Genomic DNA, 21,602 nt, shown 5'->3' with positions numbered 1-21,602 from the left:
CGTGTTCCCCCGCATGGGCCGCGCCGTGGCGCACCTGTTCGCCGGCGTGGTGGTCGGCCCGCTCGCCTTCGCGTGGGCGGTGGCCACCACGCTGGCCACCGCCGTGCTGTCGTTCACCTACGTGGGCCTGCCGCTGTTCCTGGTGGTGACGTGGGTCAGCAGGCGGGTCGCCCGGTTCGAGCGGCTGCGCGCGGGCTGGGTGCTGGGCGTCGCCGTACCGAACCCGTACGAGCCCGTCGCCGGCCACCCGTGGCGGCGGGGCCGCGCGCTGACCCGGGACCCCGCCACGTGGCGCGACCTGGCGTGGCTGGGGCTGTCGTTCCCGGTGGGCGGCCTGACCGGTGTGGTCGGGCTGGTCGTCGCGGTGGTGGACCTGGGCGCGGTGCTGGCGCCGGTGTGGCTGTGGGCCGTGCCGAACCCGCACCTGCACCCGGCGGCGCACTGGCTGTTCAACACCGTCCCCGGCCGGTTCGCGTTCAGCGCGCTGGGCCTCGCGGCCGCGCCCCTGGCGCTGCGCCTGGTCCCCGCGCTGTCGCGGCTCCAGGCGTCGGTCGCCGCCCGGCTCCTCGGCCCCGACCCGCGCCGCCAGGTGGTCGAGCTGCGCGCCACCCGGCTGCGCGTGGTGGACGCGCAGGCCGCCGAGCTCCGGCGCATCGAGCGCGACCTGCACGACGGCGCGCAGGCCCGCATCGTGGCCGCCGGCATGACGCTGGCCCTGGCCGACCGCAGGCTGCGCGCCGCGGGCCTGGCCGACGACCCGGCGCGCGCCGACGTCCTCAACGCCCGCCGCCAGCTGGACGACGCCCTGGTCGAGCTGCGCAGGCTCGTGCGGGGCATCTACCCGCCGATCCTGGCCGACCGCGGCCTGGCCGCCGCCGTCGCCGCGCTGGCGGCCGACGCCCCGTTCCCCGTCACCGCGCGCGCCGACGACCTGGGCGACCTGCCGCCCGCCGTGGAGGCCGCGGCCTACTTCGTGGTCGCCGAGGCCCTGGCCAACGCCGTCAAGCACGCCGGGGCGGCGGCGTGCGAGGTCGAGGCCGCCCGCACCGCCGACGGCGGCCTGGCCGTGACCGTGCGGGACGACGGCCGGGGCGGCGCCGACCCGGCGGGCTCCGGCCTGGACGGCCTGCGACGCCGGGTGGAGGCGCTGGACGGCAGGATGGACGTCACCAGCCCACCGGGTGGCCCGACCACCGTCACCGCGGAGTTCCCATGCGCATCGTGATCGCCGAAGACCTGTTGCTGCTGCGCGACGGTCTGATCCGGATGCTGACCGACACCGGCCACACCGTCGTCGCCGCGGTGGACAGCGGACCGGACTTCGAGCGGGCCGTCCTGGAGCACGGGCCGGACCTGTCCATAGTGGACGTCCGGCTGCCGCCGAACTTCCGCGACGAGGGCCTGAAGGCGGCCCTGGCGGTCCGGGCTCGCGAGCCGAGGGCGCCGATCCTCATCCTCTCGCAGTACGTGGAGCGCACCTACGCCGCGGAGCTGCTGGCCGACGGCAACGGCGCCATCGGCTACCTGCTGAAGGACCGGGTGACCGCCCTGGACGACTTCCTCGACGCGCTCGACCGGGTCGCCGCGGGCGGGACGGCCATGGACGCCGAGGTGATCCGGCAGCTGTTCGCCCGCAACACCCGCGACCGGGGGATGAACGCGCTGACCGCGCGCGAGCGCGAGGTCCTGGCGCTGATGGCCCAGGGCCTGTCCAACTCGGCGATCTGCGACGCGCTGACCCTCGCGCCGCCGTCGGTGGAGAAGCACATCGGCAACATCCTGTCCAAGCTGGACCTGCCCCCGTCCGACAACACCAACCGCCGCGTCCGGGCCGTGCTGGCGTACCTGAACCAGTGAGGCCCGAGCCGGTGGGGCTCATCCCGGCCGGCGTCCCTACCGGCCGGCGGGCAGGTCGACCGAGAGGTGCGCGGACAGGGCGCGCAGGAAGTCCGGGGCGTCGAACATCGCGCCCGCCGAGGCGACGCCGGTGGTCCTGGTCCGCCCGGTGAGGAGGCGGTCGACGGCCTCCACCGCGAGCGGCGCGCTGATGGCGTAGATGTCCCGGCCGGAGGCGACCGCGCGGCGTTCCGCGCCGCCGGAGCGGACCAGGACGTCGACGACGAAGGTCTGCGCGGAGCGGCCGCGCTCGTCCACGGCGGTCGGCGGCTGGGCGTCGGGGGCGGCCAGGTCCGCGGCCGCCTTGGTGGTCATGTAGGTGCTCACCCGCGGGACGGCCAGGTGGCTGGGCACGGTGACGATGTCGGCCATGGCGAAGTCGGCGATGACGTCCCGGGGGCCCAGCGGGTCGGGGAAGGGCCACTCCAGGGTCGGCAGGGCGTCGTCGTGGTACTCCAGCCGGCCGCCGGTGTGGCGGACGCGGCGGCCGGCCCGCCGATCCCGGGAGACCGCGCCCGCGGCGAGCGTGCCGGCGGTGGGGTGCCAGCTGCTCAGGCCGTAGGCGATGTGCACCTCGTCCGCCGCCGCCCAGTCGCCCGTCGCGGCGGTGGCCAGCAGGTCGCCGAGGCCGCCGTAGAAGGCCATCGCCGGGACGACCGGGGTGCGGGCGCGGTCCGCGAAGTGCGCGAACGTGTCGACGTTGGCCTCGATCTCGGCCGCCACGTCGACGTAGGGGATGCCGGCGCGCAACGCCGCCTCGACCACCGGGGCGGCGGTCGTGGCGAAGGGCCCGGCGCAGTTGACCACGGCGGCCGCGCCGTCCAGCGCGCGGTCGAGCGAGGCGGGGTCGTCGACCGACGCCTGCCGCGCCCGCGGGCCCAGCGCGCGCAGCCTGTCCAGGTCGCGGCCCAGCGGCAGCGGGGCGTACCCGCGCTCGCGCAACTCCTCGACGACGAACCGCCCGGTGTGCCCGTAAGCGCCGAACACCGCCACGTTCCGCTCCACAGCCGCTCCCACGTGCTCGAAGTGATCCACCGCGGTGAATCCTGTCCGCTCGGCGCGTTCCCGCCCAGTGTCCGGAACGACACGACCCGTACAGTTTCCGACATGAGGTCTGTCGCGGTCGCCGCCACCGACGGGATGCTGCACTTCGAGCTGGCCCTGGCCTGCGAGGTCTTCGGCCCGCCGCCGGACGCCCTGGCGATCCCCTGGTACGAGGTCGCGGTGTGCGGCACGCGCCCGGTCCGGGTCGGCCGGTTCCTGCTCGAACCGGACGGCGGCCTCGACCGGCTGGCGCGCGCCGCGACCGTGGTCGTGCCCGCCCTGGCGGACGTCGACGAGGACCCGCCTGCCGACCTGGTCGAGGCGGTGCGCGCGGCCCACGACGCGGGCGCGCGGGTGGTCTCCCTGTGCACGGGCGCGTTCGTGCTCGCCGCCGCGGGTCTCCTGGACGGCCTGCGCGCGACCACGCACTGGGCCCACACCGGGCAGCTCGCCGCCCGCTACCCGCGGGTGGAGGTCGACCCGGACGTGCTCTACGTCGACAACGGCAGCGTGCTCACGTCCGCGGGCAAGGCCGCGGCGATGGACCTGTGCCTGCACCTGGTCCGCCGCGACCACGGCCCGGCGGTCGCCAACGTGGTCGCGCGGCGCCTGGTCGTGCCGCCCCACCGGGCCGGCGGCCAGGCCCAGTTCGTCACCACCCCGGTGCCCGCCCGCGACGACCACCCCCTGGCCGACCTGCTCCCCTGGGCGATGCGGCGGCTGGACCGGCCGCTCACCGTGGAGGACCTGGCCCGGCGGGCGAACATGAGCTCCCGCCACCTGGCCCGCCACTTCCGGTCGGTGACCGGCACCACCCCGCTGCAGTGGCTGCTGGCCCAGCGGATCCGCCGCGCCCAGGAACTGCTGGAGAACACCGACGACAGCGTCGACACCATCGCCGCGGCCGCGGGCATGGGCACGGCGACCACGCTGCGCCGCCACTTCCACCGCGCGGTCGGCGTGCCACCGGACGCCTACCGGCGCACGTTCCGGGCGTGAGGCGGCGGTTCCGGGACCGTGAATGCGGTCGGGCCGGCGTGGTGATTCCACGCCGGCCCGACCGGTGCGCGCTCGACCGGATTCGATCCGGCGAGTTCCCGCGCCGCGGCGAAATCCCCGATCGGACGGAATTACCCGCCACAGGAACAAAGGTGACCTTGCCCACACGATCAACCCACGCAGGCCGGAACGGGTGCCGACAACGGCAGAGGGCCGGTACCAACCGGTACCGGCCCTCTCGACTTGCGCGCTCGGCAGGATTCGAACCTGCAACCTTCTGATCCGTAGGAACCGGTCGGTGTGCTGACCAGGCGTTCCTCTGTGGGTGGCGTTGGTGCAGGTGGTGCATGAGTAGCCCTCGATGGCATCCCGTTGCGGTCACGACTGCGGTCGACCTCAGGCCGCATCTCCCCCGGTACTCGGCCTGTCCCGACTTCTCCAGTGGGCCACATGTGCCGTTGGCCGCTGGCGCGGAGCGACGGCGGGCGTCGATCGCCGCGCCCAGCAAGTCCGCGGTGACCCATCGCGCGATCGGTCCAAGCCGTGGACGCCGGAAGCTCTTGGCTAACTTGTCGCCGTCGACGGCGCGCTGCCCCGCACAGCTCGGCCCGCGCCGCCCGGCCGCCGGGCGTGAGCGAAGCGGGAGCCCGGCGAGCCGGGATGGATGTGGACCCGGTGCCAGCGCGACAGGCCCCGCGCGCCGCCGACGGCGGCGCGCCTTGATTTTCTAGAGCCAAATTCGGCAGAAGCGCGCTTTATTCGATTGCGGCGAGCAATCGTCACCGCCGCCGCCAACTGAATTTGCACTCTATTCTTAAGTTGCGCTTAAGTTTTCGCACACATGGCGATGGTATCGCACGAAAGGGACTTCCTAAAGCGTCTGTACGATATCTGCCAGCGTAGGCACTCGACGAGTTTTATACTGATTTCCGATAGGGAACCAGCGCTCATAAATACGACTCGGCTCGTGACGGTTTGCCCGCTTCTTGTTGTTACAGTTTTCGCAGAGCAGCTGAAGGTTGCTGACGTCGTTCAGCCCACCTCCGGCAAGCGGGACAATATGGTCATATTGCGCCCTATTTACAGGACTATAAGTTCCTCCCAGATCGCGTTCACACACACAACAACGGCCCCGGTCGCGAAAGAATACTGCACGCTTGGCCCAAGCGGGAATCGAAACCCGCTTCAATGTTGCACCGTCTCTGCCGCTTTTTCGAAACAGGTTATTGTTCTCAAGCCATTCATCAGGCTCCGAGTTGCGAACCCACGATACAAGATGGGCATTGAATTTATGAAGGAAGGTGCGATTAGCGAAAAGAACGAAAAAGACTTCCTCGGTCAACTGCTGGAGCAGTTCGCTATATTCACTCGAATCGATGCTATCCCAGACATCAAAATTCGGCCCCGACTGCTGCTCGTATGTTGTAGGGCAACAGGGCGCACCGGCCTCGACCCACTTTCCCAACTCTGACATGACCTCCGACACATCGAATCCGTAGCTTTGCATGAGATCTGCGGCCAGAAGCCATGCTGGAGTTGCCCTGCAATAAGTATTACGGCATGCCGTGCGAGGAATGTATTTAGTGCGCGACGCTCGGTCGAAATCCTCAAAAATAATCTGGTCGATAAAGAAGTCGGTGAATACATGCAGAGTTGTCCACCTCTGGAACGGAGTCACATAATATTCAAGACCTTCATGGAAGTGATCGGAGAAAGCTCGCGTAACAATACTATCGCGCGACATGAACGCGTCGAGCGAGTACACAAAGTAGTAAGTTCCGTCGAATCGTAGCTCAATACGGTGACCAGGCGGTGCCGCAAGTTGACCAGTTGCCAATTAACCTTTCCATTCTACTCTACTGTGCATGTTGATCGAATTTCAAGATCTCGTTGAAGCGTTTAGCATGAGTTTGTGACCGATTCAACCAGGAGTCTCATACTTCGCACTACGATATCTGCCTTCGCCTTGACAAACAGACCAGACTTGCCGGGCTTGTTGGCGTATCCAATGAAGCGCATATTCGCGGCTTTTGCAGCATGTGTGTCAGTAATCGAATCGCCCACAAAGGTAGCTTCGCCTGGATTCGCTCGCATCAATTGGAGAGCTAGGCGGAGAAAGTAGGGGTTGGGTTTGAGTTCGTCTGGTCGGTGCGAAGTGCGACCAACAACGTCGTCGATGAGGGTTTGCAGTCCATGTAGATTGATATAAGCTTCAATAGCTACGGAAGAATTGTTGCTTACAACTACAAGGTTTCGACCGGTTGCGGCCCAAGTGTTCAGCAGTTGGTGCGCAAAGGGAGTGGGCTTACTGGTTGCAACGGCTTCTGCTTCGTATTCACGGAGCGCGGCCTCTACGTATCGCGCACTGCTTTGCCCAAGAGTGAATGCATACTTGAACACTTCGAAAGGGTCGCTAGTATTTTTGACATGAGGCGGCGGGTCGACGCGCTCCTTTTCGGACAACATTCGAGAAAGCCGACTTGCTATGCAATCAGCAGACATTCCCGAGAAAATCGAGCAGATTGGACCGTCGAAGTCCAATAGAAGTACTCGGGTGTCAGCTAGAATGTAATGCAGAAATTCAAGATCATCTGCGAGTTCCCGATCGCTGCTCATTACTTGCGCCCCGTTGCAATGGTGTCCCAGATACTATTGAACCAAGTGTGGGCCTGCTCGACGTATTGACTGCCGGTGCTGGTGTCGTCGTCGGTGGTGCTGTGGTGGAAGAGGATCGCGTCTTTGCCCATGAGGTCGTAGATGGCTTGGGGTTGGCCGTCGAGGGTGAGGACGTGTTCGCGGACTGGGTAGAAGCCGAAGAAGGCTTCGTTGTTGTTGATCAGGTAAAGCTTGAACAGCGGGGCGGCTCGGTGGACGCGGACTTCCGCGGTGGCTTCCTTGACCAGGCCCAGGGCGGCCAGCTCAGTGACGTTGTCGACGATGGCCAGGGTGTGGCGGCGCATGATGTCGGCAGCGCGGTCACGGAAGGCTGGGCTGTCGGCGTGGTCGTCGACGGTGCAGGGGACCGACCACGGGACGGTGGGGTCCGGGACGAGGATGCGGACGTGGATCGTCTCGGGGGTGAGGCGGCCGATGCGGATCTTGTCCAGTGGCTCCTGGATGACGCCGTGCAGGGTCTCGCCGGAGAAGCCTGAGAAGTCGATGGTGACGTGGTCGGCCTCGAAGGCTCGTTCGATGTGAGGGCGCAGTCCTACCGGGCGTTCGGTGCGCTCTCGGACGAAGACTCCGCTGCCCTGTCTGGAGACGATCAGGCCCTCGTCGCGCAACTCGCGCAGGGCGCTCTGCACGGTCATCGGGGCTACGTCGTACTTCTTGGCCAGTTCGGCGCGGGAGGGAAGCTTGTCCCCGGCCTTGAAGACCTTGGTCAGGATGGCTGCCCGTAGGGCGTTCGCCACCTGCACGTATGGCGGTCGCGGGTCGTTCGGGTCGAGTGCCATGCCGTCCTCATCTCGCGGGCCGAATATGACGCCGTTATATGCGTGTGGATCTGTACGGACCCCAGCGTATGAGACTTGTCTAGCTCGTCTAGGGAGCTAGTGCTGCGTCACGCAGCCTTGGTCGGGTAATGGGTCCAGGTGCGGATGGGTGAGTCGGTGGCGAAGCCGGTCTTGGGTCGGGCTCGGGCGTTGCGCCAGCGGATGTAGGCCGCGATCGCGGCGTTCTGCTCGGCGTGGCTGTGGTGGTCGGTGCCGTTGAGGGTGAAGTAGCGCAGGGCGGTGAACTCGGCCTCGATCCAGTTCAACCAGCTGGAGTAGGTGGGCAGGAACACCAACTCGACGTCGTTGTCGGTGGCCCAGGCGTGGACGTCGGGGTGACGGTGGGGCGAGAAGTTGTCCATGACCAGGTGGAGGCGTTGGCCCGGCCACCGTGTCCGCAGGCTTCTGAGCAGCTCCAGAAGCTCGCCGTGCCGCTTGCGGCGGCGGATGCGGTAGTGGATCTTCCCGGTGGTCAGGTCCAGGGCGGCGAGCATGTGCATCACGCCGTGGTGGCGGTTGTAGGTGGCGCGTAATCGGCGCGGCGCCCCGGTCGGCCGCCATGCCTTGCCCTTGCGCGGCATCAGGTTCAGCGGTCCGAACTCGTCGATGCAGATCACCCGGCCGTTATCGGGAGGGTGGTCGTAGAGGTCCAGGATTCGGTGCATCTTCACCAGGAAGTCCGGGTCGGTGGAGGCCTTCCAGGTGGAGGTGCTCTGCCAGGACACGCCGCCGGCGTGCAGGATGCGGCGCAGGGTCTCCCGGCTGATCGCCGCGACGGTGCCGCGGTCGAGCAGATGGTCGCGCAGCTTGGACAGCGACCAGGTCGAGAACGCCGTGATGCCCCGGGATGCGGGGGACGTCCGGGCGATCAGGCAGATCCGCTCACGGATCGCCTCACCGATCACCCTCGGGCGTCCCCCGCTCCATTTTGGGTCCAGCGCCGCGAACCCCCGCTCGTTGAACGCGTGGATCACATCACGCACGTAATCGGCGCTGACCTGCATCAACGACGTGATGTCCGGCACCGCCTGCCCCTGGGCGGACATCAGGACCACGATCGCCCGACGCAACCGCACCGGATCCTTGGCCGTCCTGCCGATCCGGGCCAACTTCCGGCCCTCCTCCATCGACAACGACCGGACGAACACCTCCGGACGACGACCCACGACCACCTCCCGCTCGACATGGGAGGACCAGCCTGGACCGTAAGCCCACCGGACCGATTACCGGGTCAACGTTCCGAGATGCAGCACTAGCTCGCCCGTTCGAGTGACGACTACTTGACCTGTCTAGCCAAGCTGGCTACCTTGACTACTTGTCTAGCTCGTATAGGCGGGCTGGCGTAGTGACGGAGGTGGCTAGCGTGGCGGTTCCGTATGGGACGCGGTTCGAGGCGTCGTTTGACCAGGTCTTCCCCATGGGGGCGCTGATGGTCGGTGAGGTGGCGCCGGACATGGAGTACATGAGCGCGGAGGACAAGGCGCGTGGTCGGCAGGCCAAACAGCGGGTCGACGAGGTGACCGGCAAGCGGCAGTGGAAGGTTGTGGTGACCGATCCGTCCGCCGAGAAGGAGCGGGACGCGTCGGTGACGGTGACGCTGTTGGCGGACGTGCAGCCGGTGCCGCCGCAGGCGGTGTCGGTGATGCCTGGGGTTGAGGTGCGGCCGGTGGGGTTCGAGGGGCTGACGGTCGAGCCGCGGGTGATGGGGGATCGGTACAAGTACTTGGGGTTCGTGATCCGGGCTGCGGGGTTCGTGTCGCCGCAGGCTGGGGCGGCTCCCAAGCGGGCGGGCGAGAAGCCCCAGGGCGAGCCGAAGGCCGCTTGAGGTGGCGCGGCCGTCTCGTGAGGCGGTCGCTCGGTGGAACCTGGCGTACGCGGAGCATGTCGAAGCGTTGTTCGCTGCGTCCACTGTGGACGGGCCGGTGACGGTGCTTCGGTTGGCTGATGGCTACTTGGCGGTGGCGCAGGCGTGGCGGGTGTTGGCCGCTGATCTTGGAGTGCCGTTGTGGGCTCGTCATGCCTGTGCTGTCGCCTTCGAGGAGTTCGATCGGCGGGCGCGGGTCGAGTACGCGCGTGTCGGTTCCGTCAGGGGCAACGCATGAGCGACAAGCGGAAGGTCGTTTGTGGTGCCGGCGCTGCCTGCCGTGGAGGTGGTGTCGGGTGACGCGGGAGCGTGGGTACACCGTCAAGCTCCGGACTGCGGCGTTCGGCAGGGCTGCGAGCCTCGCGAAGTTCGAGTCGGACTACGCGCTTGCGCGTGCGATGAGGCTCAACCGGTCGACCGTGACACGGGTCAGAGCTGGTTTTATCCAGCCGGGACCGGCTTTCATCGCGGGCGCGTTGAGGGCGCTGGCTCCTATGACGTTTGAGGATTTGTTCGAAGTCGTCTAACTCTCGTGCGGCGAGAGCAACCAATGCAGTGGCATCCGTGCTCGGGGCGGAGCCATGCCCGGATTCGGTGTGGTGATCTGTTGTGGCTGATGTTGACGATCCACGGTTGGGATCGACCGTGAGGAGTAGAACGCTGGGCGCTCATCTGAGGGCGGCTCGGCGTCAGTCGAAGACCAAGTTCAGCACTGTGTCGCAGGTGACGGGGGTTTCAAGCTCGTCGTTGGCGAAGTTGGAGGTGGGGGTTCGGCGAACTGATGCAGTCAATATTGCTCGTCTTTTGGGCATCTACCGCGTCGATCTGGCGACCTTCAACAAGGTGATGTCCTTGTATCGGGAGGTTGATGACGGGCGCTTGATCTGGATGCACGACGTGGGCGGTGTGGATGAAGTGCCGGTGGTGCTTGCGAACGAGGTGACGGCGCGGGAACTCTTCTCCTATGAGCCGGTTTCCATTCCTGCCCTTGCGCAGTCCGAAGACTACTTGCGTCAGGTCTTGAGTTGGGATGATCGGTTGTCGACGGACGACGTCGAGCGGCGCGTGAAGGCGCGCAAGGTGCGTCAGCGCATCCTGCACCCGCGCAGTGGCGTGAAGTGCACGTTCGTGGTCCGGGAGTTGACGTTGCGACACCTGCCCGGTGGGCACGACGCGGTGTGGGGACAGTTGATGAACCTGTTCTGGCTCGCCAATTCCGAGAAGGTGAGCGTGCGGGTGATCGGCTGCGACGTGCCGTACGGCTATCAGGGGCAGTATCCATTCACGCTCACGCGCACACCGGAGTTTCGGCCAGTGGTGCACGTCGATACCACGCCGTTCAGCCTGTTCCTCGACGATCCCGCGGAGTCTGAGGCGTACGAGGAGATGGCGCGACTGTTGCTCGGCAACGCCATGAGCGTGGGCGAGTCGCAGAAGCTGATCACGAACCTGGCCGAACAGAGGCGTGAGCTGGTGGACTCGGGCAACTGAGTCGGCCTGCTGTTGTTGGTGGGCGTGAGTCGCGGGAAACAGGCCGGAAGCTTTGGCGGGCTTGGTCTGTTTCCCGACGACTCACGCGACCGGTCTCAACCGTGCGTCGAATACGAAGGATTCCAGTCGTGTCGAGGGTATCTGTCGTCGGGGGACGTGCGTCAAGTCGTGCGGTTAACCCGAATGTGTGGAAGTTGCGCAATGGTCGCCCCTGTGGTCAATGTCGACGTTTCGGCGTCTATGCCCCTAATCAGCTTGTTTGCTGTGCGTGTCTGGGGTGGCTGCCGCTGATTTTCGCCCCTGTGGGGCGTGCGTGATGAATAGCGGCAACGGCAAGTGGGTGGACCTGGCTCCGTTCGAGGGTGCTCGGCCTCGGGTGCCGTGGTGGGTGCTGGTGCCGGGCAAGGCGAAGTGGCTCGCCGCCCTGGTGGCGCTGGTGTGGCTGGCGGTCGTGCTGGCTGTGCGCCTGGTGCTCGTCGTGGTTCGGTATCCGGTGGTTGTGCTGGTGCCGGTGTCGGCGGCCTGGTGCTGGTGGCGCTTCGGCCTCTCGCCGCTGGTGCTGGCGCTGTTGTCGCTGGTCGCCGCGTTGATCATCTGGTCGGGGCTGGATCGGGCGTCGTTCCTGCGGCACTGCTGGTACCGGCTGGTCACCGAATGGCGGCGGGCCACGGTGTACGTGCCGCGCTGGCGATCGGTGATGCGGTTGTCGGATCTGGCCAAGCGGGAGCGTGGGCGTGAGTACCGGCCACGGCTTCGGCGGGTGCGGTCGGAGGGATGGCGGGATCGGGTCCGGGTGCGGATGATCCCGGCTCAGTCACCAGAGGCGTGGGAGCTGCGGCGCGACAACCTTGCTCACTCCTTCGGTGCTCGTTCCTGCCGGGTGCGGGTGCTGCGGCCTCGGCTGCTTGAGCTGGACTTCGTGCACGCCGATCCGCTCGTGCGGCCAGTGGCGGTGCCCGCCTTGGGTTCGGTTGAGGTGGATCTCAAGCGGGTGGTTGTCGGGCGGACCGAGACGGGCAAGCCGTGGCGGCTGCGCCTGCTCGGCTCTCAGCTCCTGGTGGTCGGTGTGCCCGGTGCTGGTAAGGGCTCGGTGTTGTGGTCGATCGTGTGGCAGCTCGCCCCGGTGGTTCGGGCGGGCCTGGTGCGCCTGGTGGGCATCGATCCCAAGGGCGGTATGGAACTCGGGCAGTGCCCCGACGCCTTCGATCGGCTGGTGTTCGGCAACGGCGCTGACGCGGTCGAGCTGTTGGAGGAAATCGCCCAGGAGGTGAAGGAGCGGGCTTCGCGTTACCGGGGCATTCGCCGGCTGTGGGCCAGGGACACCGGTGAGCCGTTGACGGTGCTGATCGTGGATGAGCTGGCGGACGTGATCGCCTACCAGCCGGACCGGCAGCTTCGGGAGCGGGCGGCACGGGCGGTGCAGACGATCGCTTCGCAGGGGCGTGCACCCGGCTACGTGCTCGTGGGCCTGGTGCAGGACCCGCGCAAGGAGGTCGTGGGCTTCCGGCACCTATTCACCACGCGGGTTGCGCTGCGGCTGGACGAGCCACAGCAAGTGGACATGGTGCTTGGAGATGGTGTCCGGCAGCGCGGTGCGGCGGCTCACGAGATCCCGGAGGACACGCCCGGTGTCGCCTGGGTGAAGCAGGACGGGCAGCGGGAGCCGGACCGGGCGCGGGCCTTCCACGTCACCGACAACGACCTGGCGGCGCTGCGGGACTACTTCCGTCCCGCTGAGGTGCGGCCGTTCCCGACCATGCCCGGCGGTGCCGAGGGGGTGGCGGCATGACCACCGGTACGCGGGCTGAGCGGATGCGACAGCCGATGGCGCTGGACGTGGCCAAAGCCGCCGCTGAACAGCACGGCGTATGCGTGCGGCCGTTCACCATGGAGGTGGAGGACCGGACCACCTACGAAGTCCGCTATGTCGCCGTGCCGTGCGGGTCGACGGTGGAGAGCACCTGTGCGCCCTGCGCGCGCAAGGCCAAGGCGCTGCGGATGGCCCAGTGCCGGGAGGGCTGGCACCTGACCGAGGAACCCGACTTCACCCCGGTCCCGCCCACCCAGGACCAGACGGAGCTGCTGACCTTCCGTGTCGACCTGGTCAAGGCATACCGGGATGCGGTCGAGGCCGGTGAAGCGGGCCATGCCGACGAACTGCGGGAAGAGATCCACTCGGTGGACGCGGAGTTGCGGCAGCTCGGCGTACGGGGTCGGTTGCCCTCGCCGGACGCACCGGACAAGCGGTCGGTGAAGCGGTCGACCAAGCGCCGCCAGGACGCCCCCGACCTGCCCCGGCGACGAGTGGAGAAGCGCACGGTCGGGCGGGAGTACGCGGGCGGCTTCCGGCCCTCGATGTTCGTCACGCTCACCCTCGACACCTACGGCAAGGTGCGCGACGACGGCACCCCGGTAGACCCGAACACCTACGACTACCGGCGGGCGGCCCGGGACGCGGTGCACTTCGCCTCCCTGGTCGACCGCTGGTGGCAGAACCTGCGCCGCGTCGTCGGCTGGGACGTGCAGTACTTCGCCACCGTCGAACCCCAGCGACGGGCGGCGCCGCACCTGCACGCCGCAGTCCGCGGTTCCATCCCGCACGAGATCATCCGCCTGGTCACCGCGGCCACCTACCACCAGGTGTGGTGGCCTGCGCACGACCAGCGCCTCTACTCCGGTGATCACCTGCCGGTGTGGGACGCACGGGCCGAGGCGTTCGTCGACCCCGACACCCGCCGGCCGCTTACGCCCTGGGCTGAGGCGGTGGCGAGGGTGGAGGAGCCGGCGCACGTGGTGCGGTTCGGCCGCCAAGTGCACTCCAAGGGCATCCTCGGCGGCTCACAGGAGGCAGGACGGCACATCGGCTACCTGACCAAGTACCTCACCAAGTCCATCGGTGAGGTGGTCGAACAACGCACCGACCGACAGCGCCGGCACGCGGACCGCCTGGCCGACGAGTTGGCGGTCACCCCGTGCTCGGAGCGCTGCCCGGTGTGGCTGCTCTACGGCGTCCAACCACGCGGAGCCAACTCCCGCACCACCCCCGGTCACTGCAAGGGCCGCGCGCACCGCCGAACCACCCTCGGCCTGCCCGGCCGCCGCGTCCTGGTCTCCCGCAAGTGGTCCGGCAAGACCCTGGCCGACCACCGCGCCGACCGGAAGCGCTTCGTCCTCGAAGCCCTCAAAGCCGTGGGCATCGAGAAGCCGGAGCAGGACACCGCCCAGCTCGTGTGGCACAAGGTCCGCCCCGGAGACCCCAACGTCCCACCACGGGCGCACCTGCTCATGCACGCCATAGCCCAACGGGTCACGTGGAGAGCCGAGTACGACCGGGCCCTGCTCGCCGCGACCGGCTCACCAGATCTTTCGGCAACCCAGCTCGCAGCTTGATCACTCGGGGGGATCGCATGTCGAACAACCAGCTCTTGTCAGTCCAGACGGTCGCGGAAGTGCTGTCGGTCAGCCGGTGGACGGTCTACCGGCTGATCTGGGACGGCGAACTCCGCTCGGTCCAGGTCGGTCGGTGCCGGCGGGTACCTCAGGCAGCCCTGGACGAATATCTCGGCGCACTGCTTGAGGAGGCGGCCTGATGGGGCGCAGGGCGAACGGCGAAGGGACGATCAAGCAGCGCAAGGACGGCCGGTACGAGGCGCAGGTGTTCGTCCGCACGCCTGACGGGCAGTGGAAGCGCAAGAGCGTCTACGGGAAGACCTGGGAGGAGTGCAACAACAAGAAGGTCGAGCTCCAGGACGCCAACCGGCGGGGAATTCCGGTCGCCACGACCAAGCTGACGGTCGCGGACTACTTCGCGTACTGGCTGCACGAGGTCGCGGAGCCGTCCGTTCGGCGGACCACGTTCAGCTCCTACGAAGGGCTTACCCGGCTCTACATCGTCCCCGGCCTGGGCAAGAAGAAGTTGACCGCCCAGCACATTCGCGCGTGGCTCAACGCGGTGGGCAAGACGTGCCAGTGCTGCGCCCAGGGCAAAGACGCCAAATGGGCGGAGAAGCCGGATCGCAAGCCGCGTTGTTGCGCCAGGCAGCCAAAGGAGTGCTGCAAGTCGTTCCCGGCTCCGGCGAGCCTCCGCTACCTGCTGCGACTGCTGCGGGCCGCGCTCCAGGACGCGGTGGAGGAGGACATCCTCACGCGGAACGTCGCCACGCTGGTGAAGCTCCCGGGCTCGGGCAAGCGGCAGCACCGGGCCTGGAGCCTGAAGGAGGCCAGGCAGTTCCTCGCCACGGCCAAGGATCACCGCCTGTACGCCCTGTGGGCGGTAGGGCTCGGTATCGGCCTGCGGCGCGGTGAGGCGCTGGGGCTGCGCTGGGAGGACGTCGACCTGGCCGGCGGCAGGGTGACGATCGCCCAGGCCCTGCACCGGGTGGACGGCAAGCTGACCTTGGACGAGGTGAAGACCGAGGCGTCGGCGGCCACGGTTCCGCTGCCCGCTCCCCTGGTCTCCGTGCTGCAGCGGCACAAGGCGCTCCAGGCCGGTGACCGCCTGGCGGCCGGACCGAGGTGGCGGGACACGGGCCTGGTGTTCACCACGCCGCACGGCACGCCGATCGAGCCGCGCAACATCAACCGGGCGTTCGAGGCCCTGTGCCGGAAGGCGGGAGTCCGCGTGATCCGGGTGCATGACATGCGCCACACCGCCGCGACGGTCCTCTTCGCCATGGGCGTGGACGCGGCCACCGTGCAGCGGATCTTGCGGCACAGCTCGATCAGTGTGACAACCGGCACATACATCGAAGTGATCGAGAGCGTGCAGCGGGATGCGGTCGACCGCATGGGCGTGCTGTTCGAGGACGCCGCTGAGAAGTGAACTGCGGTCACAAATGCGGTCAGAGGCCCGGTCGAATGATCTCGACCGGGCCTCTGACCAGTGCGCGCTCGGCAGGATTCGAACCTGCAACCTTCTGATCCGTAGTCAGATGCTCTATCCGTTGAGCTACGAGCGCATCGGTGTTCAGTTGTCACCCCATTGTAGCAGGGTGTTGCGGAGGCTCCGGGATTTGAACCCGGGATGGGCGGTAAACCCAAACCGCATTAGCAGTGCGGCGCCATAGACCAGACTAGGCGAAGCCTCCCGGAGCCCTCGGCTACGACGCATAGATTACACATGCCCCCAACCGGTTAGCAAAACGCCCCCCTCCTAACCGCATCACCGCAGGTCAGGCACGGTGCCAGTCAGGCGGGGGGCGTTCCCCGGGGTTCAGGGGCGGGTCACCAGGTCGAGGAAAGGCCGCAGGGACGCCGGGTTGCGCAGGGCGTCCAGGCTCACCGCCCGCTCGGGCGGGGTGCCGCCGAGGATCTTCTTGACCGGGACCTCGCACTTCTTGCCGTTGAGGGTCCTGGGGACCTCTTCCACCACGATGAACCTGTTGGGCACGTGCCGGGGCGACAGGTTGGCCCTGAGTTCCGTGCGCAAAGTCACTTCCACGTCCTCCAGCGCCACCCCCGGCTCCAGGACCAGGAAGCACAGGAGCTCGCCGTCGGTCCGCCCCGCGCCCGAGGTGTCGATCACCAGTGAGTCGAGGACGCCCGGTGTGGTTTCCACCACGCGGTAGAACTCGCTGGTGCCCATGCGGACCCCGCCGCGGTTCAGGGTCGAGTCGCTCCGGCCGTAGATGACCGCCGAACCGCGGTCGGTGATCCGGATCCAGTCGCCGTGGCGCCAGATGCCCTCGAAGGTCGAGAAGTAGGCGTCGTGGAGCTTCGCGCCGTCCTCGTCGCCCCAGAAGAACACCGGCATCGACGGCATCGGCTTGGTGATCACCAGCTCGCCGACCTCGTCGACCACCGGCTCCCCCGCCTCCGAGTACGACTCGACCGCCGCGCCCAGGGCCCGGCACGACAGCTCGCCCAGCCAGACCGGGACGTCCGGCGCGGCCGCCACGAAGGCCGTGCACAGGTCCGTCCCACCGGACACCGAGGCGATCTGGACGTCCTCGCCCACCGCGTCGGCGATCCAGCGGAAGCCCTCGGGGGTCAGGGGCGCCCCCGTGGAGCCGACGACCCGCAACGCACCCAGGTCGTGGCTCGCGGCGGGGGTCAGGCCCTCCTTCAGGCACGACTGGATGTACGGGGCGGACGTGCCGAAGTACGTCACCCGCTCCTCCTCCGCCAGCCGCCACAGCACGTCGAGGTCCGGGTGCGCGGGGCTGCCGTCGAACAGGACGACCGTCGAGCCGACCAGCAGGCCCGAGATGAGGAAGTTCCACATCATCCAGCCGGTGGTGGTGAACCAGAAGAACCTGTCGTCCGGGCCCAGGTCCCCGTGCAGGGCCAGCATCTTCAGGTGCTCCAGCACGATGCCGCCGTGCCCCTGGACGATGCCCTTGGGCAGCCCCGTCGTCCCCGACGAGTACAGCACCCACAGCGGGTGGTCGAACGGCACCGGGGTGAACTCCAACTCCGCGCCCTCGTGGTCGGCCAGCAGGGACTCCCACCGGACCGCCCCGGGCAGCGGGGTGCCGCCGACGTAGTCGACCACGACCGTGGCCGTCAGGGACGGGATCTCCGCCCTCAGCCTCTCCACGGTCGGCCGCACGTCGAACGCCCGCCCGTTGTACCGGTAGCCGTCCACCGCCACCAGGACCTTGGGCTCGACCTGGGTGAACCTGTCGGCCACGGCCCTGGCGCCGAAGTCCGGCGAGCACGACGACCAGGTCGCGCCCAGCGACGCCGCGGCCAGGAACGCGATCAGCGCCTCGGGCGAGTTCGGCACCAGGGCCACCACCCGGTCGCCGACGCCGACCCCCAGCTCCCGGAACCCGGCCCGCACGGCCGCCACGCGCCGCCTGAGCTCACCGTGGGTCAGCTCCGCGGTGAGACCGTCCTCCCGCCGGAACACGACCGCCACGGCGTCCTCAGGGCCGCGCAGGGCGTGCTCCGCGTAGTTGAGCGTCGCGCCGGGGAACCACGTCGCCCCGGGCATCACCTCGGCGGGCAGCACGCGGTCGGGCCGGTCGTGGAACGACACCTCGAAGAACTCGGCCACGGCGCCCCAGAACGCCTCCAGGTCGGAGGTGGACCACCGCCACAGCGACTCGTAGTCGGGCAGCTCCAGGCCCCGGCGGTCGGCCACCCAGGAGCGGAACGCGGCCATCCGGCTCGCCGCGACCCGGTCGGGGTCCGGGCGCCACAGGACTTCCGCCTCGCCGGCGGCGGTGCCGGCACGCATCTCGGTCATACCTGCAGTTCCTAGCCGATCCGACGGCCCGGAACCACAGGTGGCACCCACACACCGGGTCAGTTCCGGCCGGCGCCGACCACCAGTTGCTCGACCGCGGAGATCAGCCGGGGCGGGTCGGTGGGCGCCACCACGAGCCACCCGCCGTCGCGGCGCACCAGGTAGCGGCCCTCGGCGGTGTCCAGCCAGGACACCACCGCGCCGGTCGGGTGGAGGTAGCCGGCCCGGTTGCGGGCGATCACGCCGACCTGGCCGCCGCCGCTGCGCGTGGTCACCGCGCGCATCAGGGTGTTGGCCTCCGGCTCGCGCAGGCCGACGCCGCGCAGGACGTCCAGGAAGCCCTCGGAGCCGTCGACCTCGCCGGCCCGGCCCGCGGCGAGGTAGTCGTCCCACCGCACGTTGACCGACCGGCCGCCGCCGGGCGGCGCGGGCGGCAGGGTGTTGACCGCGGTGGCGGCGAGCGCGGTCGGCCGGAAACCGGTGACCTGCACCTGGTTGCCGAGCCGGCCCGCGAACGCGCCGTGCCACGCGGCGGTGGCCAGGCCGCGCGCCTGGACGCCGTTGAGGGTGAAGAAGACCTCCAGGCCCACCTCGAACTCGGCCAGGCCGCGCAGCAGCCCGTACAGCTCCTCGTCGGGCCGGTGCACCGTGCCCAGGCCGCGGGCGGCGAGGTCGCGGGACGCGGTCTCGACGAGCCGGTCCCGCTCCGCCCGGGTGTGCCCGAAGTGCCTGGTGCCGAGCGGCACCGGGTGGGCGCCGCGGTGGACGGCCTCCCAGAGCAGGAAGAACTCCGCTTCGCTGAGCTTGAAGAAGCGCTCGGTCACAGCCCGATCACCGGTGGTGCTGCCTTGCGGTCGACACCGAAGACGTTCTCGTCGTCCTCCAGGTAGTTGGGGCGGTTGTGGTCGCGCTCGTTGCCGCCGCCACCGGCGACGGGCGGCGGTGCGGCGATCGGCGCGGCGCCGATCATGCCCGCCTGCGGCGTCACCGCCTTCGGCGCCTGGAACGAGCTGGTCACGCTGCCCGGGTTGGCCCCGGACCCGCCGCGCTCGGTCACCGCGCCGCTGATCGGGCCGGGGGCGGTCGGCAGGGCGCCGCCACCACCGGCGCCGCCCGCGGTGACGGGCGCGGGCACGCCCCCGCGACCGCCGAAGCCGCCCGTGCCGCGCCCGGCGAAGCCGCCGCGGCCGGACTGCGCCGTGCCGCCGGCGACGCGACCGCCCGGCTTGGCCGCCTCCTGCTGCCGGCCCTGGGTGCCGGTGGCGCCGCCGTTGTTCAGCACGACCGGGCCGCCGTCACCGCCGCCGGTCGACGGCGGCGGGGTGGTCCCGACCGGCGGCGCCACGACGGGCGGCGGTGGCGGCGCGACCGGGTTGGTCGGCGGGCTGAACGAGGGCACGGTGCGGTCGACCGCGTAGGAGTTCTGCTGGAACATCGCCATGACTTCGGCGGCCTGGCGGTGCGTCGCGTCGGCGGCCACCACCGACTCGACCGCGGGCGCGGCGATGGCGTCGATGCCGGTGAACGGGCTGGTCCGGCGCGAGGAAGCGGTGGGCTCCGGGGTCAGCACGTCGTACCCGGACTCGGCCGCCACCCGCTCGCCGACCAGGCGGTCGCCCACGACCCGCTCGCCCGGGAACGTCGACCGGGGCGCGGTGGCGACCGGCGCCGGCGCGGGCACCGGCGCGACCGCGGTCCCGCCGACCGGGGTGACCACCGGCGGCGCGGGCGCGGGCGGCGGCATCAGCTCGCGCGCGGTCTGCACGTGGTCGATCTCGGTGCCGATGCACTTGGCCACGTTCTCGGCGTGCTCGCTGGTGTTGAGCGCCCACTTCTCGACCGACTCCAGCGCCTCGCGCGCCCGGTCGGCCGTCTCGCCCTCCCACGCCCGCGACGAGCGGTCGATCGCGTTGGCGAGCAGCTCGCGCACGTCGGCCAGGGCCTGGCTCACCGTGATCCAGTCGGCCTGGGCGTTGCTCGCGGCCTTGAGGTCGACCCCGGTGTTGATCATCTCCCACAGCCGCTGGTGGGAGTAGGTCATCCAGTCGACCTGCTGGCCGAGGTCGACGGGCCGGTCCTGACCGCCGTGGTAGGGGTGGTTGTCGTTGCCCATCAGCCCTGGACCTCCCCGGCGGACCCGAAGGCGTCCGCCGCGTCGTCGTCGGCCTCTTCGAGGTTGCGCGCCGCCTTGCGGACGGTCTCCTCGACCTCGAACAGCACCTGCATGAAGTCACCGATCACGTTGACCGCCGACGCCTCGTCGCCCACCGCGACCTCGCGCAGCCGCCGGCTGATCGCCTCGCTCACCCAGTTGTTGCCGAACTTCAGCTCGACGTCGAGGTTGCTGACGGCCTTGGCGTACACGCTGTCCACCAGGCCGCGCGCCTTCGCGATCAGCTTGACCAGGTCCTCGACGCCCTGCCGGTCCAGGTCCAGCTGCACGGCCTGCTTGTCCACCGCGTCCAGCGCGACGTTGGCCTTGTCCAGGTCCGTCTGCGCGGCCTCGGCGAAGCTCTCCGCGGGCACCGGGGCCGATCCCCCGGTCGTCACCGGCGCGGGCAGGGTCACGGTCGTGCCCCCCGGGTCGGGCACCGCGGCGGTGGGTGGCGCCACGGCCGGCTGGGCCACCGCGGGCGGCGGCACCACGGCCGGCTGCACCACGGTCGGCTGCACCACGGTCGGCTGCGCCGCGACCGGCGGCACCACGGCCGGCGGCACCGCCGCGGACGGCGTGAAGCCGGGCGGGACCTGCACCGCGGGTGCTCCCATGGCCAGAGGAACCGTGTACCCGTCGCTCATCACTTACCCCCTGCACTGCGATTCGCCGCAGCCGCTCCGGGCGTTAGCCGGCCACGACCGAACCAGGCGTTCCGGACGCTCCCCTTAGATGTACCGGGTGGCCCGTCCGGTTCCAAGCCGCCGACAAGAGGCTTAGCGCAGGTGCGAGTCGAACCAGTTCAGGGCCCGCTGCCAAGCCTCCGCGCTGACCGCCGCGTTGGTGTCGAAGCGGTTGCTGGAGTCGGTGAACCGGACCACGTCGGTCGCCACCGGCGCCGCGGCCGCCGCGTCGCGCAGCTTCTCCACATCGCCGACCGGGATCGTGTCGTCGTCCCCGTAGAGACCCAGCCACGGGCAGGTCAGCTCCTCGGCGACCTCCACCAGCGCCGGCAGCCCCGCGGCCAGCGGCTCGACGATCCCGCCGCCACCGACGGTGACCGCGGCCCCGATGGTTCGGCTTCCCGCAACCACCATCGCGACCGTCCCGCCGAGGTCGAACCCGACCACGCCGACGCGGTCCCGACCCACGCCGCGCTGCTCCAACCAGACGAACGCCACGTCGGTGTCGGCCAGCAGCGCCTCGCCCGACAACCCGCTCACCACGGCGGGCGCGTCCTCGCCGGACACCTCGTCGTAGAGGTGCGGCGCCACCGCCAGCCACCCCTCGGCCGCCAGCCCGCCCACCAGGCCGTGCACGGTGTCGGTCACCCCGCGCGCCTCGTGCAGCACGACCAGGCCGCCGCGGACGGCGTTCTCCGGCTCGGCGACGGTCAGCGTCAGCTCGCGGCCGTCGGTGAGGGAGATCGTCTCGGTGCGGGTAGGTGTCATGGGTCAACCCTTCCAC

At 69.2% G+C, this 21,602-nt stretch carries 20 protein-coding genes and 2 tRNA genes; 10 read left to right on the top strand and 12 right to left on the bottom strand.

Going from position 1 to position 21,602, the window contains the following annotated elements:
• Position 1: 1 nt before the first annotated feature.
• Positions 2 to 1,225 carry a sensor histidine kinase gene (locus tag EKG83_RS00930; protein WP_228122468.1) on the top strand — a complete coding sequence of 408 codons (1,224 nt, stop codon included), beginning with the start codon at positions 2 to 4 and terminating at the stop codon, positions 1,223 to 1,225.
• On the top strand, positions 1,213 to 1,857 hold the full coding sequence (locus tag EKG83_RS00925; RefSeq protein ID WP_033433405.1) for a response regulator transcription factor: 645 nt from the start codon (positions 1,213 to 1,215) through the stop codon (positions 1,855 to 1,857). Before EKG83_RS00930 ends, EKG83_RS00925 begins: the two co-directional genes overlap by 13 nt.
• A gap of 36 nt (positions 1,858 to 1,893) precedes the next feature.
• Here EKG83_RS00925 and EKG83_RS00920 read toward each other — a convergent pair whose 3' ends face one another.
• Positions 1,894 to 2,901 carry a saccharopine dehydrogenase NADP-binding domain-containing protein gene (locus EKG83_RS00920; RefSeq protein WP_211269180.1) on the bottom strand — a complete coding sequence of 336 codons (1,008 nt, stop codon included), beginning with the start codon at positions 2,899 to 2,901 and terminating at the stop codon, positions 1,894 to 1,896.
• A gap of 102 nt (positions 2,902 to 3,003) precedes the next feature.
• Here EKG83_RS00920 and EKG83_RS00915 point away from each other — a divergent pair, with 102 nt between their 5' ends.
• Entirely contained in the window at positions 3,004 to 3,939 is a 936-nt protein-coding gene (locus tag EKG83_RS00915) for a helix-turn-helix domain-containing protein (RefSeq protein WP_033433404.1), read from the top strand.
• Between the two features lie 871 nt (positions 3,940 to 4,810).
• On the opposite strand, the gene EKG83_RS00910 is transcribed toward EKG83_RS00915, so the two are convergent.
• From EKG83_RS00910 to EKG83_RS00895, 4 genes are all read right to left on the bottom strand, one after another.
• Complete coding sequence (locus tag EKG83_RS00910) at positions 4,811 to 5,704, bottom strand: HNH endonuclease (protein WP_084716830.1); 894 nt, start codon at positions 5,702 to 5,704, stop codon at positions 4,811 to 4,813.
• Positions 5,705 to 5,838: 134 nt separating this feature from the next.
• Entirely contained in the window at positions 5,839 to 6,555 is a 717-nt protein-coding gene (locus EKG83_RS00905) for an HAD family hydrolase (RefSeq protein ID WP_084716829.1), read from the bottom strand.
• Positions 6,555 to 7,394: a GntR family transcriptional regulator gene (locus tag EKG83_RS00900; RefSeq protein WP_194282983.1), complete on the bottom strand. Its 840-nt coding sequence runs from the start codon at positions 7,392 to 7,394 to the stop codon at positions 6,555 to 6,557. Before EKG83_RS00900 ends, EKG83_RS00905 begins: the two co-directional genes overlap by 1 nt.
• Before the next feature lie 107 nt (positions 7,395 to 7,501).
• Positions 7,502 to 8,599, bottom strand: a complete 1,098-nt coding sequence (locus tag EKG83_RS00895; RefSeq protein WP_228122229.1) for an IS630 family transposase — start codon at positions 8,597 to 8,599, stop codon at positions 7,502 to 7,504.
• A gap of 197 nt (positions 8,600 to 8,796) precedes the next feature.
• On the opposite strand from EKG83_RS00895, the gene EKG83_RS46700 reads away from it, so the two are divergent.
• The 7 genes from EKG83_RS46700 (at position 8,797) to EKG83_RS00860 (ending at position 15,610) form a co-directional block, all read left to right on the top strand.
• Positions 8,797 to 9,258: a hypothetical protein gene (locus EKG83_RS46700; RefSeq protein ID WP_033435134.1), complete on the top strand. Its 462-nt coding sequence runs from the start codon at positions 8,797 to 8,799 to the stop codon at positions 9,256 to 9,258.
• A gap of 335 nt (positions 9,259 to 9,593) precedes the next feature.
• Positions 9,594 to 9,824 carry a hypothetical protein gene (locus EKG83_RS00885; RefSeq protein ID WP_033435079.1) on the top strand — a complete coding sequence of 77 codons (231 nt, stop codon included), beginning with the start codon at positions 9,594 to 9,596 and terminating at the stop codon, positions 9,822 to 9,824.
• Positions 9,825 to 10,011: 187 nt separating this feature from the next.
• Positions 10,012 to 10,788 (top strand): DUF5753 domain-containing protein, encoded by a 777-nt coding sequence (locus tag EKG83_RS00880; RefSeq protein WP_153277823.1) that lies wholly within the window; start codon positions 10,012 to 10,014, stop codon positions 10,786 to 10,788.
• Between the two features lie 316 nt (positions 10,789 to 11,104).
• Complete coding sequence (locus tag EKG83_RS00875) at positions 11,105 to 12,577, top strand: FtsK/SpoIIIE domain-containing protein (protein WP_033435081.1); 1,473 nt, start codon at positions 11,105 to 11,107, stop codon at positions 12,575 to 12,577.
• Positions 12,574 to 14,178, top strand: coding sequence for a replication initiator (locus tag EKG83_RS00870; protein WP_153277822.1), 1,605 nt, complete (start codon positions 12,574 to 12,576; stop codon positions 14,176 to 14,178). Before EKG83_RS00875 ends, EKG83_RS00870 begins: the two co-directional genes overlap by 4 nt.
• 17 nt (positions 14,179 to 14,195) lie before the next feature.
• Positions 14,196 to 14,378 (top strand): helix-turn-helix domain-containing protein, encoded by a 183-nt coding sequence (locus EKG83_RS00865; RefSeq protein ID WP_033435083.1) that lies wholly within the window; start codon positions 14,196 to 14,198, stop codon positions 14,376 to 14,378.
• Positions 14,378 to 15,610, top strand: a complete 1,233-nt coding sequence (locus EKG83_RS00860) for a tyrosine-type recombinase/integrase (protein ID WP_033435084.1) — start codon at positions 14,378 to 14,380, stop codon at positions 15,608 to 15,610. Before EKG83_RS00865 ends, EKG83_RS00860 begins: the two co-directional genes overlap by 1 nt.
• Before the next feature lie 63 nt (positions 15,611 to 15,673).
• On the opposite strand, the gene EKG83_RS00855 is transcribed toward EKG83_RS00860, so the two are convergent.
• From EKG83_RS00855 to EKG83_RS00825, 7 genes are all read right to left on the bottom strand, one after another.
• Positions 15,674 to 15,746: transfer RNA gene (locus EKG83_RS00855), tRNA-Arg, on the bottom strand.
• Between the two features lie 39 nt (positions 15,747 to 15,785).
• Positions 15,786 to 15,875, bottom strand: a tRNA-Ser gene (locus EKG83_RS00850).
• A 125-nt stretch (positions 15,876 to 16,000) separates the two neighbouring features.
• Entirely contained in the window at positions 16,001 to 17,980 is a 1,980-nt protein-coding gene (locus EKG83_RS00845) for an acetoacetate--CoA ligase (protein ID WP_051766879.1), read from the bottom strand.
• Positions 17,981 to 18,039: 59 nt separating this feature from the next.
• Positions 18,040 to 18,804, bottom strand: coding sequence for an ESX secretion-associated protein EspG (locus tag EKG83_RS00840; protein ID WP_033435085.1), 765 nt, complete (start codon positions 18,802 to 18,804; stop codon positions 18,040 to 18,042).
• Positions 18,801 to 20,093 (bottom strand): PPE domain-containing protein, encoded by a 1,293-nt coding sequence (locus tag EKG83_RS00835; RefSeq protein WP_051766880.1) that lies wholly within the window; start codon positions 20,091 to 20,093, stop codon positions 18,801 to 18,803. Before EKG83_RS00835 ends, EKG83_RS00840 begins: the two co-directional genes overlap by 4 nt.
• A complete protein-coding gene (locus tag EKG83_RS00830; protein WP_153277821.1) occupies positions 20,093 to 20,779 on the bottom strand; it encodes a hypothetical protein in 687 nt (228 codons plus the stop codon). The genes EKG83_RS00835 and EKG83_RS00830 overlap by 1 nt, the downstream gene beginning before the upstream one ends.
• Before the next feature lie 132 nt (positions 20,780 to 20,911).
• Positions 20,912 to 21,586 carry a dienelactone hydrolase family protein gene (locus EKG83_RS00825; protein WP_033435087.1) on the bottom strand — a complete coding sequence of 225 codons (675 nt, stop codon included), beginning with the start codon at positions 21,584 to 21,586 and terminating at the stop codon, positions 20,912 to 20,914.
• Positions 21,587 to 21,602 lie beyond the last annotated feature (16 nt).

Origin of the sequence: Saccharothrix syringae, from assembly GCF_009498035.1 — a bacterium.
In the GTDB taxonomy this organism is placed as follows: Bacteria; Actinomycetota; Actinomycetes; order Mycobacteriales; family Pseudonocardiaceae; genus Actinosynnema; species Actinosynnema syringae.
This window is presented reverse-complemented; position numbering and strand designations above follow the sequence as displayed.

Excerpts from the sequence above, each read along its gene's own strand:
- EKG83_RS00925 (WP_033433405.1), top strand. The coding sequence starts at position 1,213 with ATGCGCATCGTGATCGCCGAAGACCTGTTGCTGCTGCGCGACGGTCTG.
- EKG83_RS00915 (WP_033433404.1), top strand. The coding sequence starts at position 3,004 with ATGAGGTCTGTCGCGGTCGCCGCCACCGACGGGATGCTGCACTTCGAG.
- EKG83_RS00905 (WP_084716829.1), bottom strand. The coding sequence starts at position 6,555 with ATGAGCAGCGATCGGGAACTCGCAGATGATCTTGAATTTCTGCATTAC.
- EKG83_RS00900 (WP_194282983.1), bottom strand. The coding sequence starts at position 7,394 with ATGGCACTCGACCCGAACGACCCGCGACCGCCATACGTGCAGGTGGCG.
- EKG83_RS00875 (WP_033435081.1), top strand. The coding sequence starts at position 11,105 with ATGAATAGCGGCAACGGCAAGTGGGTGGACCTGGCTCCGTTCGAGGGT.
- EKG83_RS00870 (WP_153277822.1), top strand. The coding sequence starts at position 12,574 with ATGACCACCGGTACGCGGGCTGAGCGGATGCGACAGCCGATGGCGCTG.
- EKG83_RS00865 (WP_033435083.1), top strand. The coding sequence starts at position 14,196 with ATGTCGAACAACCAGCTCTTGTCAGTCCAGACGGTCGCGGAAGTGCTG.
- EKG83_RS00860 (WP_033435084.1), top strand. The coding sequence starts at position 14,378 with ATGGGGCGCAGGGCGAACGGCGAAGGGACGATCAAGCAGCGCAAGGAC.
- EKG83_RS00845 (WP_051766879.1), bottom strand. The coding sequence starts at position 17,980 with ATGACCGAGATGCGTGCCGGCACCGCCGCCGGCGAGGCGGAAGTCCTG.
- EKG83_RS00835 (WP_051766880.1), bottom strand. The coding sequence starts at position 20,093 with ATGGGCAACGACAACCACCCCTACCACGGCGGTCAGGACCGGCCCGTC.
- EKG83_RS00830 (WP_153277821.1), bottom strand. The coding sequence starts at position 20,779 with ATGAGCGACGGGTACACGGTTCCTCTGGCCATGGGAGCACCCGCGGTG.
- EKG83_RS00825 (WP_033435087.1), bottom strand. The coding sequence starts at position 21,586 with ATGACACCTACCCGCACCGAGACGATCTCCCTCACCGACGGCCGCGAG.